8 protein-coding genes are annotated in these 13,179 nt (G+C 53.0%); 5 read left to right on the forward strand and 3 right to left on the reverse strand.

From position 1 onward, the window contains the following. Nucleotides 1–32: 32 nt before the first annotated feature. Nucleotides 33–1,484, reverse strand: coding sequence for a RagB/SusD family nutrient uptake outer membrane protein (locus tag ACO064_RS07640; RefSeq protein WP_421826795.1), 1,452 nt, complete (start codon nucleotides 1,482–1,484; stop codon nucleotides 33–35). 145 nt (nucleotides 1,485–1,629) lie between these two features. After that, complete coding sequence (locus tag ACO064_RS07645; protein ID WP_421826796.1) at nucleotides 1,630–4,818, reverse strand: SusC/RagA family TonB-linked outer membrane protein; 3,189 nt, start codon at nucleotides 4,816–4,818, stop codon at nucleotides 1,630–1,632. A 930-nt stretch (nucleotides 4,819–5,748) separates the two neighbouring features. Here ACO064_RS07645 and ACO064_RS07650 point away from each other — a divergent pair. From ACO064_RS07650 to ACO064_RS07665, 4 genes are read left to right on the forward strand one after another with little or no spacing between them, the layout of a single operon-like run. Next, the gene (locus tag ACO064_RS07650; RefSeq protein ID WP_421826797.1) at nucleotides 5,749–6,102 is read left to right on the forward strand and encodes an ACT domain-containing protein; all 354 of its coding nucleotides are present in this window, start codon (nucleotides 5,749–5,751) and stop codon (nucleotides 6,100–6,102) included. Nucleotides 6,103–6,153: 51 nt separating this feature from the next. Further along, nucleotides 6,154–9,402, forward strand: coding sequence for a SusC/RagA family TonB-linked outer membrane protein (locus tag ACO064_RS07655; RefSeq protein WP_421826798.1), 3,249 nt, complete (start codon nucleotides 6,154–6,156; stop codon nucleotides 9,400–9,402). A gap of 13 nt (nucleotides 9,403–9,415) precedes the next feature. After that, nucleotides 9,416–10,852: a SusD/RagB family nutrient-binding outer membrane lipoprotein gene (locus ACO064_RS07660; protein WP_421826799.1), complete on the forward strand. Its 1,437-nt coding sequence runs from the start codon at nucleotides 9,416–9,418 to the stop codon at nucleotides 10,850–10,852. Nucleotides 10,853–10,907: 55 nt separating this feature from the next. Next, nucleotides 10,908–11,207, forward strand: coding sequence for a hypothetical protein (locus ACO064_RS07665; RefSeq protein WP_421826800.1), 300 nt, complete (start codon nucleotides 10,908–10,910; stop codon nucleotides 11,205–11,207). A 199-nt stretch (nucleotides 11,208–11,406) separates the two neighbouring features. Here the strand turns inward: ACO064_RS07665 and ACO064_RS07670 are convergent, their stop codons facing one another. Continuing rightward, a complete protein-coding gene (locus tag ACO064_RS07670; RefSeq protein WP_421826801.1) occupies nucleotides 11,407–11,592 on the reverse strand; it encodes a hypothetical protein in 186 nt (61 codons plus the stop codon). A gap of 187 nt (nucleotides 11,593–11,779) precedes the next feature. Here ACO064_RS07670 and ACO064_RS07675 point away from each other — a divergent pair, with 187 nt between their 5' ends. Next, nucleotides 11,780–13,102: a peroxiredoxin family protein gene (locus ACO064_RS07675; RefSeq protein ID WP_421826802.1), complete on the forward strand. Its 1,323-nt coding sequence runs from the start codon at nucleotides 11,780–11,782 to the stop codon at nucleotides 13,100–13,102. The last annotated feature ends 77 nt before the right edge of the window (nucleotides 13,103–13,179 follow it).

A 13,179-nucleotide genomic window follows, 5' to 3' on the forward strand; every position in this document is an offset into this window, starting at 1 on the left:
AACTGACAGAAAGTGGTAATTAAAAAACAGCATTAACGTGGCGCTAACGCATTATACGCCAACTCGTTGCTCGGAATCGCCCAGACATAATTACCGGCTGTTGGTGCGATTTCAGGAGCCGTTCCGGCATTGCCGGTTTTGGCCGGTAAAGGCTGTACGCGACGCAGCAGGTCGGGCGTCCGGAACCCTTCGCCCAGCAATTCGATGCGTCGCTCGTTCAGGATGGTGCTGACCAGTTCATCTTTCGAACCAAGGCCCGTCGTAAACGTAAAAGCCGCATCCGACCGGTTTCGAACGGCCTTCAGCAAAGCCGTGGCCGTGGTTAGATTGCCGGTTTGGGCAGCCGCTTCGGCATAATTCAGCAGGACTTCGGCGTAGCGAATCAGGGGAACGTAATCGGTATAGGGCGCCGAATTTTTCGGAAACTTCCGCAGCAGTTTCTGGCCCGTTGCGTTGGTGGTAATCAGGTTCTTACGGGCATCCGTCGAGGTAGCCGAAGCGAAAACCGGATCAGCCGCAATGGCCGTGGTGCTCAGGTACAGAACCGGCGATAAGTAATTGGCAGCCAGCGCGCTCTGCAAACCCGGTGCTTCGGCGGGGTTAATAAACGGAATGGTAAACAGGGCTTCACCGCCGACGTACGATCCGCCAAAAACCGTGGCGATGCTGGCTTCCAGCCGGTGCGTCAGCGTTCCCGAAACATACTGGTAGGGGGCGGTCGTGGGCACCAGTTTAGCCGCTTCTATCACCACATTGGCATAATCCCCTTTCGACAGATACGCCCGGGTTTTCAGGGCAATCGCCGTCGCTTTGTGCGCCCGCGACGCGTTCAGGAGCGCCGTTGCATAGGTGGCTGGCAAATCGGTTTCGGCTTCGTTCAAATCCTTGATAACCTGCGTATAGACTTCGGCAACGGTGCTGAACGGAAAGTCGTTGTTACTGCCCGACGTTTCGGCTTTCAGACGCAGGGGCAAAGCCGGGCTGCTGCTGCTCTGGGCAAACGGTTTGGCGTAGGTTTGCACCAGACTCAGGTAACTGAACGCCCGGAGAAACTTGGCTTCGGCGATGTAATTTTTACGCAGCGAATCGCCCACCACTGTCGAGTTGGTCAGGTTTTCGATCAGCAGATTGGACGAATTGATCGTCGTATAAGCCGCACTCCAGACCGCGTTGACAAAATCCCCCGATGCCGTAATCGACTGGTTCCAGACGTTGGCACCGGTCGAGTTATTGCCATCGTTCTGGCTGAATTCGTTGCCGCGTTGTTCGTTAAAAACAATAAACCGGCCCCCGTAAAACGACTGGCTGCTGAACTGTGCGTACAAACCGTTCACCTGCGCCAGCACTTTGGCGGGTGTGCTGTAGGCCGACTCGTTGGAAATGGTGGTAACCGGCGACTTGTCCAGCAGGTCTTCCTGGCAGGCCGACAGCACAAGGGCCAGTGCCAAAACCGTGTAGAATGTATAGTTGCGAATTGATTTCATGGATAATGACTTGTGTATGACTTCCACTTTTGCCCCGTTCCCCTGAAGGGGACTTGGACGCGGTTAATCTGGATGCTAAAAGTCCGGCAGCGGCCGACCGTCCTTCAGGGGAACGGGGCGAAAGTGAAAGTCCTGTTGAGAAAATTTAAAAACCGACATTTAAACCGACAGTGAACACCGACGCATTGACCGGCACGTTCTGGTCTTTCCCGGAATTGATGGAGTTGCCGTTAATCGAAACTTCGGGATCGGAACCGGTGTAGTTGGTGATCGTGAAGAGGTTAGCCGCCTGCACGTAGGCCCGCGCCGATGCGATGTATTTGGCAATTCCGATCCGCTGCACTGGCACGCGGTAGCCCAGCGCCACATTTTTCAGCTTGACAAACGAACCCTCCTCGACATTGGTCGTGTTGGCCGACGAAAAACCGCCGGTGAAGCTGTCGCCCCAAACCAGTTTCGGAATGTCGGTCACCTGGCCCGGCGTAGTCCAGCGATCCTTGATAAACGTGCCATTGTTGAAATACCGCTGATCGGAAAGCGTGGCCCGGGTTCCGTTGTAGAGTTTGTTGCCGCCGGAAAAGATGATCCCAATCACAACGTCGAAGTCCCCGTACGCCAGGTTGTTGTTGAATCCGCCATAGTAGGTCGGCAGCGAAGGTCCCTGAATCCGGCCATCGGCATAGTTATCGATGGCCGGGGCCGTACCGCCTTCGAGGTAGGTAAACCGCTTGGCCACCGCGTCATACTGAACCGTTTCGTTGTTGCGGTTGATGTACAGCTTGTTGCCATTGGCCGGATTGACGCCCGGCGACGGCACTGCAAAAATGGAGCCGACCGAATAGCCCACGCGGGTGATGTTCTGAATGCCGAAGGTGCTGAGGTTGGCGGGGTAAATGTCACCGCCGGGCCCTAAGGAGGTCACCCGGTTTTTGAGCGTGGCGATGTTGAAACTCGCATTCCACTGAAATTTGCCTTTGGTCAGAATCCCGGCGTTGATCGCCAGTTCAACGCCTTCGTTGTATAACGATCCCACGTTGGCGGCAATCGAATTGCCCGGAATGCCTTTCGACAGCGGCTGGGGCGCGTTCAGAATCAGACCGTCGATGGTATTTTTGTAGTAATCGGCCTCCAGCGTGATGCGGTTATTCCACAAACCGATGTTCAGGCCGATGTCAATTTTCTTGCTCGACTCCCAACGCAAATCCGGGTTTCCGGCCTGCCCGAACGAAAGGCTGGCGACTCCCGCATACGTACCCGATCCAAACTGCGACAGGGCCGCGTAATCGTTCAGGCTGCTGTTGCCGACAATGCCGTAACTGGCCCGGATTTTGACGTCGTTGAGCGTTTGCGACAGCGAGGCATTTTTGTAAAACGGTTCCTCCGACAGGTTCCAGCCTACCGACCCTCCGCCAAAGTTGCCCCACTTGTTTCCCGCAGCCAGCGCCGACAGACCATCCCGCCGGAAGTTGAAACTGAACAAATACTTGCGCTTGTAGTCGTAACTCACATTGCTGAAATACGACAGCAAACCGTTTTCCGAAAAGACGTTCGCGGTCGGTGTGATGGTGGTGAAACCGCCTTGATAATTGGTATAAAACGGATCGGCCAAACCGGTGCGGGTTGCGCCCCAGCCATCCACTTTCCGGTAAATTTCCTCGTGCCCGACGAGCAATCTCAGATTATGGTTCTCAGCAAAGGTGGTGCTGTAGGAAAGCGTGTTCGTCCAGTTGGAGCGGAAGTACACCGTATTGGAATTGGTGGCTGCCCCGTTGGTGGCAAAACCGTCGCCACTGTAGGGATTCCGGAACTCCTTGTTTTCAACCACGTAGTTATCAATCCCGTAGACGGTTTTCAGTTTCAGGTCTTTCAGGAGTTCAATTTCTGCGAAAACGCTGCCGATCAGGGTGTTGTTTTCGGATGAATTTTTGTCCAGATCCAGAATCGTTTGCAGGTTGTAGGCATTAAAAACGCCGAGGGCCGCGCTGTTGGGCCCATAGCCGATGTTGCCGTTCGCCCGGTTGATGTTGTACGATCCGTCCGGGTTGTAAACCGGTACGTTGGGAGGCAGAATGTAGGTCAGCCGCGCCAGGGGTTGCAGACCAATGTACTGCGTGTTTACACTGTTTCCGGACGAAGACGCCACCGAGTTGGGACCAATCGCGCCCGAATTGGGCCCGGCATTGACGGATTTGCTGTACGTTAAGCTGGTTCCGATGCTGATGCTGCGGTTTAGTTTATGCTCCAGATTCAGGCGCGCCGACTGCCGTTTGAACGTATTGGTTTTCAGAATACCGTTCTGGTCGGAATGGTTGAGCGACAGGAAATAGTTGGTGGCGTCATTCGCCCCCGAAATGCTGACGGTATGGTTCTGCGACACCCCGGTTTGATACGCGACATCGTTCCAATCGGTGCCGACGTCGCTGCCATCCGCATTTTTCCCCAGCACAAAACCGGGGGTCAGACCGGCGTTGACCCGGGCTTCGTTTTTGATCGTTACGTAATCGGCGGGGTTCAGCAGCGGCAACAGATTGAACGGTTTACTGAAGCTCACCCAGCCATCGTAGCTCACCTTGGTCCGGCCCTTCTTGCCTTTTTTGGTCGTAATGACCACGACACCGTTGGCAGCCCGGGAACCGTAAATGGCCGTTGCCGAGGCATCTTTCAGAATGTCAATGGTTTCGATGTCGCTGGGATTGATGTCGGCCAGCGGGTTGTTGCCCACCGCGCCACCGGCTGAACCCGTAAAAACCGTAACTCCATCGACCAGAATCAGCGGATACACCGATGACGTAATAGAATTGATTCCCCGGATGCGAAAAACCGGGGTTGCGTTCAGGGCACTGCTGGGCTGAACGATGTTGACACCGGCAGCCTGCCCGCCCAGGAGTTGATCGAGGCTTTGAGCCGGGCGGTTTTCCAGTTGCGTTGCCGAAACCTTGGAGGCCGAGCCCGTAAACGCCTTTTTGCTTTCGCTGGAGTAGCCGGTAACAATCACTTCATTGAGTTGACGCGTGTCGGCAGTCAGGATAATGGCAAACGACGTCTGATTGCCGATGGGCAGTTCCTTGGCTACATAACCGATGGACGTAATAACCAGCGTTTTGCCGGTCGGTGGCACCTGCAGCGAGAACTTGCCGCCCGCATCGGTTTGTGAACCGACATTGGTTCCCTGAACAACGATGTTGACGCCCGGCAGGGGTTGGTTATCGTCCTGACTGGTCACGGTTCCGGTAAGCAGCCGGGTCTGGGAAAAGGCCGTTAGTGGTAGTAAAACCAGCAGCAACACGGTTTTCAACAAGGGAATGATTCGACCGAGTGGAATAGTTGTTTCCATGTAAAACAGAGAAATTAAAATGGATCAAATGATGAAGAGACAACGCCACTTTTCTCTTGCTGAACCGGAAAAGCGGTTTGTCTACCTGTAATAAACTATTAAATCTATATTTTTTATATAGATTTAATAGCATCGTATTGATTTCTGGCGAAAAACCCGATAAACAGGCCGGCAGGCCCATAAGAATAATCAACCACCGAAAAATCAGATAAGCCTGGCGGGCCTGTCTATCGGGGTGTCAGCCAAAAAATGAACGGAAAGAAGAAGAGTAACTGGCGTTTAACAACAACAGCATCGCCCGCAGGGCGCACAAGCCAAAATGGGATGAGAATAGACCACCTGTGCCATCGGGTTCGATGACGAAAAAGACGTAAATATCCCTTTCATTGTCGTAAATGAAAAAAGTTAGTTGCTTCCGATCCCTTTGCTGGTGGTTAACAAAAGTCCGGGTAAATTGTAATTCTACTTAATCAGCAGACAAAGTAAAGTACTACCTCTACTAAAATGCAACTCCTTTCGAGTTTTTTTGAGAAATAGACCCAGAATAGTCGTATAATTCTATCTGTACGTGAAATATTCTAATCTGAAGCGGGAAATAAAACCGATTTCAATGTAACTTACTTTTTAAAATAGTAAATCTATAAATTTTATAGAATAGTATTTGGAATTCCCTGATTTACTATTTTATCTTTGCAGCACCTTCCATTTCGCCTGCAGGAAACGGGAGGTATTCCCCGAATTGAAACGTATAGATTTACCATCCATGCAGAAAAATGCGTTACCTCCTCTCCGTCTGAATGATCCGGTTCCGGTCTCATTTACGTGTATTTTCCCTTGCTGTTGTTGCTGAATTCTGACTTCGGTAGTCTTTCGTTACTCATTCATTCCACGTTTCCGGTTGCGACTGACTGAACATCCGTTTGATTACCCATGCTCTTTGACCAGCGTCTATTCATCAACCTCATTCCACCCATGATCCCGACTTCCTGCTACCGCTTTGCCGACGAAAATCGAAATCTGACCAGTGAATTGGTTACGCTCCATATTCTGGGTTTCGACCGACAGGGATTTACCCACGATGTGCTGAAAGCCGTCAGTAACGACGATCTGGCGCATATTCTGGCTGTCCGGATCGAATCCACCGGCCTGCGTTCCGAAGGGTATCTGAGAGTCCGGGTTGGAAGTCCGGAGCTAATCCCGGTACTGGTTCAACGCCTGAGAAAAGTGATCGGGTTAGTCAGCGTTTTCCGATCAAAGTCTTCAGCAGCCCAACAGACCTCTTAAATTCCGACCGCCTTTTTCAATCAATTGCTTATCAACCTAAATAAATGTACCATGAGAAGTTTCTACCTAGCCACGATTGCGGCTCTGTTTCTCGCGTTTACCGCGATGGCCCAGGAGCGATCCGTCACCGGAAAAGTCATTGACCAGAGCGACGGATCGCCCATCCCCGGCGTCAACATTCTCCTGAAAGGCACCACGACCGGCGCCGTAACGAGTCAGGACGGAACCTACAAAATCAGCGTTCCTTCGGCGGGTGGCACCCTGATTTTCTCCTTCATTGGCAAGAAAAATGAGGAACAGGCGATCGGCCAACGGTCTGTAATCGACGTCAGGCTGGTCGACGACGCCCGGCAACTCTCCGAAATCGTCGTGACGGCACTGGGCGAAAAACGCGAACGCAAAGCCCTGGGCTACTCCGTTCAGGAAGTGAAAGGCGACAATCTGACGTTTACCAAATCCGTCGATGTCAACTCCTCGCTGGCGGGCAAGGTGGCCGGGGTGCAGTTGTCGGGCTCTCCCAGTTCGAGTTTCGACAACGCCAACATCGTCATCCGCGGCATCAACACGCTGGCCCCGCAGGTGAGTGGCGCCAACACCACCCCCGGCGCAACCGGACCCGGTATTTCGTCGTACGGTTCCACCGGTAACAACCCGCTGTACATCGTCGATGGCACCCCCACCGACCAGCAAAACATTATTATGGACAACGTGGAGAGCATCTCGGTGCTGAAAGGCGCGTCGGCCACGGCCCTCTACGGCAACCGGGCGGCCAACGGCGTGGTGCTGATCACGACCAAACGCGGCACCCGGAAAACCGCTCCCAAAATTGAGTTCAACCTGGGGGCTTCGTTTGAGAATCTGTACATTACGCCAACCTACCAGGACGCCTATGCCGGTGGCTACGCGTCGAACCAGACCAGCAAAGGGACGACGCTGGACGATGAGGGCTTCATGGTTTTCAAATACAATCCTGCCGTTCATCCCGCCAGTTGGGCCTCGTTTAACGGGCAGCGTTTTCTGGACTACGGAGCTGATGAGAGCTGGGGACCGAAAATCAATGGCCAGGAATACCGCGCCTACTGGTCGTGGTACCAGGGTTCTGATTTCGGAAAAACCACCACGCTGACCGCCCAGCCCAACAACGTCCGGGATTTCTTCAAAACCGGCGTCAATCTTAATAACACGGTTTCGGTCAGTGGCGGGGGCGAAAAATCGGAATACCGCATCACCTACGCCAACCAGCACCGTACGCTGACGTTCCCGAACGCGTACCGGGATCAGCACCAGGTCGGTATCACCGGTTCCTACGACGTCAGCAAGCGGCTGACGGTTTCGACCGACCTTACTCTGACCAGCAATTACACGAAAGGCAAACCCATCGAAGGCTACAACTCGATCAGCCCGACGATGGTCTTCAACCAGTGGTTTCAGCGACAGCTCGACATTGACCGGCTCAAGAATTACCGGGCCGAAAACGGCGCGATCATTTCCTGGAACATTGGCAACCCCAACGGAACGGGTGACCTGAGCGTCATTCAACGGCCGCAGTACATGAACAGCCCCTATTTCTCGGCCTATGAAGAATACGGAACGGAAAAACGAACCCGCCTTTCGGGGAATATCGGACTCAATTACCTGATCAACGATGTGTTTACCATTACGGCTGCGGCCCGCACAAGCCTCAATCCCGGTAGCGGGGATTTCCGGATCGGAACGGGAGGCAAACGGCTGGATTCGTATTCCCTCTATTTTCTGAACGACAACGAATCGAACTTTGAAGCCAATCTGAACTTCAAAAAATCGTTCAACGACCTGTCGCTGACGGGCTTCGTGGGTGGAAACCTCCGCCAGAACCGCTATGACTTTCTGTTCAACGGAACAACCGGCGGTTTGTCATCTCCCAATTACTTCGACATTGCCGCTTCCATCACCCGGCCCACTACGGCCCGCGTGATCAACCAGAAAGATGTACAGAGTGTCTACGGGAAGGCGTCGCTGGGGTATAAGAATTTCCTCTTCGTCGACGGAACGCTGCGGAATGACTGGTCGTCGGCCCTGCCGGTCAACAACAATTCGTACCTCTATCCCTCGATTTCGGGAAGCTTCGTGTTCTCGGAACTCCTCGATGGCGGGGTGAAAAATGTGCTCCCCTACGCCAAACTTCGGGCGTCCTACGCGCAGGTCGGCTCCGATCTGGGTTTCAATCAGGTCAATACCGCCCTCGTCAACGGTTCGCTCTATAACGGGAATCCGTCCGTGGAGATTGGCAACCAGTACCGAACCGGTCAGGTGCAACCGGCCCTGAGCAAATCGTGGGAAGTGGGGGCCGAAGTACGGCTTTTCAACAAACTGAACGTCGATTTTGCGTATTACGTCGACAACAACATCAACCAGATCCTGAGTCTGGACGTTTCGCCCACTTCCGGCTATTCCTCGGCGCAGGTCAACGCCGGGAACATTCAGCGGAAAGGCTGGGAACTGAGCCTGTCGGGAACGCCCGTCAAACGCGGCAACTTCAGTTGGGATCTGACGCTGAACCTGGCCCGCAACGTGTCGTTCGTGAAAGACCTGACCGCCGACCTGAACACCTATACGTACGCGACCAGCGGAGACATTCGGGTGGAAGCCAACAAAGGCCAGAAGTGGGGCAATATTTACGGCCGCATCTGGACCACCAATGCCGCCGGACTGCCCGTTTTCTCGGCCGCCAACGGCACGGTTTCCTACACGACCGGCAATTACCTGGGCAACATCCAGCCGGATCTGACGGGCGGTCTGTACAATACGCTCAGCTACGGGCCGTTCAACCTGTCGTTTTCGCTCGATTTCCAGAAAGGCGGGCTGTTCTATTCCACCACCAAAATGTTTAACGTCGGCACCGGCTTGTCGGAATACACCGTGGGCGTTAATGATAAAGGCAACGACATCCGCGATTTTCCGGCTGCGGGCGGTGGTGTTCGGATGGATGGCGTGCTGAATGATGCTCCGCTGACGGTGTATGTACCGGCCCGGTTGTATTATTACACCAATTACCAGCGCGACAGCCGGAACCTGATTCTGGATGCGTCGTACGTAAAACTCCGTGAAGTCCGGTTTGGGTACTCGCTTCCGGCCAAGCTACTTTCCCGCATCGGCATTTCGCAGGCCAACTTCGGCATTCTGGTCAACAACGCCCTGCTGATTGCGGCTCCGGCCCGGAAATGGGGCCTCGACCCCTCCGAAATCGAAAACTACTGGTACGAGGGAGGGCAGCTTTCCTCCTCCCGCACAACCGGTTTCAACCTGCGACTCACTCTTTAATTTTCCCGGAATCATGAAAAAACTAGCTGGTTATATCTCGTTTACCGTCCTGCTGCTGGCTGCATCCTGCAAACCGGGCGAATTTGGCGACCTGAACGTCAACCCGACGCAGGTGGCCACGGCTACTACCAAGTCCTTACTAACGAACTCGTTGCAGGATCTGCACGGCACGGTTTTTGGCATCAACAGCGGCATTCTATACAGCCAGTACATCTCGGAAGGCCCCTATCCCGGTGCATCGCTGTATTCCACGGTCAACTTCGACTGGGCCGAATATTATTACAAACCGCTGAACAACCTCCAAACGATTATCAACTACAACAACGAGGGCGCTTCCAATGCCGATCCCGGAGTCAATGGTTCCAAAACGAACCAGATTGCCGTGGCCCGGATTCTGAAAGCGTATTACTTCTGGTGGCTGACCGATCGCTACGGCGATCTCCCCTATTCGGATGCCTTGAAGGGAGCCGTGAATTATTCCCCAAAATACGATTCCCAGAAGGACGTGTACTACCAGGTGTTCAAGGAACTGACCGAAGCGTCGGCGCAGTTGACCACGGCTGAAAGCGGACCCAGTGGCGACATCCTGTTCAACGGCGACGTAACGAAGTGGAAAAAGTTTGCCAACACCACCCGGCTTTTTGCGGCTCTGCGACTCATCAAAAATGACTTTGAAAAAGGGAAAACCGAATTCAATGCCGCGATTGCCGACGGAATTTTGACTAGCCAGAGCGATAATATTTTCTACAAATACATCGCCGGTGACCCCAACAACTTCAACCCCTGGTATGTCCATTATTCGATCAACACCCGGAACGACTACGCCATCAGTTCCACACTGACGGATTACCTCGAACCGCTGGCTGACCCCCGGTTGCCGGTGTATGGCGAAGTGCTGCCGGGCAACAAGATCGTGGGACTATCCTACGGTTTGTCGACCGCCCGCAACATTCCCAGTATCTACAGCCGCGTGGGCGACTCTTTCCGAAAAGACAATTCCCCGGCTGCGGTCTATACCTACGCGCAGGTGCTGTTTGTGCTGGCCGAAGGAGCCAAAGTGGGTTACCTCAGCGGGGGCGACACCAAAGCATCCGAATACTACCTGGAGGGGATCAAACAATCCTTTACGCAATACGGTGTGTTCGATACCGCCAAATACAGTGCGTACATCGCCAATCCGGCCATTGCCTATTCGGCCACCAAAGGTCTCGAACTGATCATTACCCAGAAATGGGTGCACCAGTACCTGAACGGCTACGAAGCCTGGACCGACTGGCGGAGAACGGGTTTCCCGAAACTGACCCCCGCTCCCAACGGCTCGATCGCTTCCATTCCGAGGAGACAGGGCTACGCCGTGGCCGAAAAATCGCTGAATTCGAAAAACTACGCAGACGCGATTGCCCGCCAGGGAGCCGACAACCTGACCACCCGGATCTGGTGGGATAAATAAAATCGACCCGGCAGCAACGGCTTGAAAACGGGATGGTTTTCAAGCCGTTGCTGCCATGACCACTGCGGGTAAATCCACCCGCAAAACCCTGTTGAAAATGGCTTACTTCGTCATGAAAGTAACGGTGTCCAACATCGAACGCTTGTGGTTTGCGGCCAACACCCCGCTTCAGCAACTGAAAATCAAGGCCAATCCGGAAATCTGGAAAGCCTGTCAGGAAGTTGCCGTCCGATTTACCCCGCCTTCCGGTCGCAGTACGGTTGAAAGATACCGAAAATCGGATCGGGTCGCTTTTGCCAAAGCCGTGCAGGAAGTATACTGGTCAAAAAACCGGAACCAAACTGACCATTCGTAAAGGGCAGTGGGAGTTCAAAAAACATTTCCATACTATCTCTATAAATTATGTAGAATAATTTGGAAATACGAAACGGTCGTCCTTATCTTTACACCGTCTTCAATTACTACCTGCAAAGTAGTCGTGGATTTATACAACAGCAGCGAAGGGGCAGCCCGGAAGCATCCTTCTGTTTCTATCCAACGGAACCAGGATCTGTTCACTTATTGAAACGTATAAATTCGAAATCCCATGCAAACACTTCTTTTACTCCGCCAGCCTTCAGGCTACCCGGTTTTTGTCGACTCATCCCGTTTCTTTTCTTATTGTTGCCCGTAACTCCTCCTGCTGTGTCTTCGGCAGTTTTATAATCTCCTCCAATCTGATTTTCAACGTGGTTTATCATCGACTGATGTGGAATTAGACCTGAGGATGTTTGCCAACTTCCCGTTTTGGTACGATTTGTTGAAATAATCAGGGTCCCGATTATTTTGCTAATCGCATTGACGTATATCTATACCGTTAAAAAGCTCTTCTATACTCCCTGCAATCACAATGCTTCATTAGTATTTCACTTTCAAATTCAATCACGTATGAAAATCAGCAAGTCCATCAGGCTGTTTGCTCTGGCTGGCGCAGCCACCATCAGCAGCTTTGCCAATGCTTCGGAAGGTCCCGGTTTTGGGAAACCGGGCATCAAGACGCCGAAGGCGGGAATCTGGCGGGGCGAATTCGTCATCAGCGAGACCAAAATTCCGTTCAATTTTGAGTACAATGTCAAAGACCCGGAACATCCGGTGCTCACGTTGCTCAACGGTACCCGTCGTGACGATTTCAAGGTAAAGCAAATCGGCCCGGATTCCATTTTCGTCAAAATGAACACGTACGACGCGGCCCTGGTGGCACGCGTAGAATCCGACGGCAACATTACCGGCGAATACCGGAGCCTGGTGCCCGGTTTTCGGGGCAATTCGCTTCCGTTTGTGGCCGAGCACGGGAAGAACTATCGCTTCGTGGAAAAGGGAAAAGAACTGCCTACAAAGCATAATCTGACCGGGAAATGGGATCTAAAAATTTATAGCAAGGCTAAATTACCGGACAACGTGGCTTTGCTCAGGCAGGAAGGTAACAAGTTAACCGGCGTGGTGATGTCGACCGTGGGCGACAGTCGCGAACTGGAGGGCATTGTGCAGGGTGACGAGTTTGTGCTGTCGCACTTCTCCGGTCCGAATCCGCGCGTCTACCGGGGCAAAATTAACGAAGACGGTTCCATAACCGGCGAACTCAGTTCCGGTATTTACAACAGTACTAAATTTGAAGGTGTACCCAACAAAACCGTCGAACTGCCTGACCCCTACAAGATTACCCATCTGAAAGAAGGCTACAAAAAACTGGATTTTACCCTGCCCGATCTGGATGGAAAGCAAGTTTCGCTGTCCGACGACAAGTACAAAGGCAAGGTGGTTATTGTCGAAATCATTGGAACCTGGTGCCCGAACTGCACCGATCAGACGGCTTTTCTATCGCCCTGGTTCAAGGCCAACAAAAACCGGGGGGTGGAAGCCATTGCCATCGGTTTTGAACAGAAGGATGATCTGGCCTACGCCAAATACACGCTGGGAACGCTGCAAAAGAAATACGGCATCGAGTACGACATCCTGTTTGGGGGCATTGCCGACAAGAAAGTAGCTTCCGAGAAACTGCCCGCCCTGAACCAGATGATGGCTTTTCCGACCACGATCATCATCGACCGGAAAGGCGAGGTTCGTCAGATTCATACCGGGTATACGGGTGAAATTACGGGCGAGTATTTCAAGAATTATGTCACCAAGTGGAACCGGGATCTGGATGCCCTGATCGCCGAACCGGTCCCGGCGGACCTGTCGAAAACCCGGGCATCGCGGCAATCGGAATAACCTGCAACAACCCCATTTGTATTCGGTTTCAACCTCCGGTTTAGTGACACGACCGGCTATACCGGAGGTTGAAACCG

Origin of the sequence: Larkinella sp., assembly GCF_965227735.1 — a bacterium.
Taxonomy (GTDB): Bacteria; Bacteroidota; Bacteroidia; order Cytophagales; family Spirosomataceae; genus Larkinella.

Excerpts from the sequence above, each read along its gene's own strand:
- ACO064_RS07650 (WP_421826797.1), top strand. The coding sequence starts at position 5,749 with ATGCTCTTTGACCAGCGTCTATTCATCAACCTCATTCCACCCATGATC.
- ACO064_RS07665 (WP_421826800.1), top strand. The coding sequence starts at position 10,908 with ATGACCACTGCGGGTAAATCCACCCGCAAAACCCTGTTGAAAATGGCT.
- ACO064_RS07670 (WP_421826801.1), bottom strand. The coding sequence starts at position 11,592 with ATGATAAACCACGTTGAAAATCAGATTGGAGGAGATTATAAAACTGCC.
- ACO064_RS07675 (WP_421826802.1), top strand. The coding sequence starts at position 11,780 with ATGAAAATCAGCAAGTCCATCAGGCTGTTTGCTCTGGCTGGCGCAGCC.
- ACO064_RS07655 (WP_421826798.1), top strand. The coding sequence starts at position 6,154 with ATGAGAAGTTTCTACCTAGCCACGATTGCGGCTCTGTTTCTCGCGTTT.
- ACO064_RS07660 (WP_421826799.1), top strand. The coding sequence starts at position 9,416 with ATGAAAAAACTAGCTGGTTATATCTCGTTTACCGTCCTGCTGCTGGCT.
- ACO064_RS07640 (WP_421826795.1), bottom strand. The coding sequence starts at position 1,484 with ATGAAATCAATTCGCAACTATACATTCTACACGGTTTTGGCACTGGCC.
- ACO064_RS07645 (WP_421826796.1), bottom strand. The coding sequence starts at position 4,818 with ATGGAAACAACTATTCCACTCGGTCGAATCATTCCCTTGTTGAAAACC.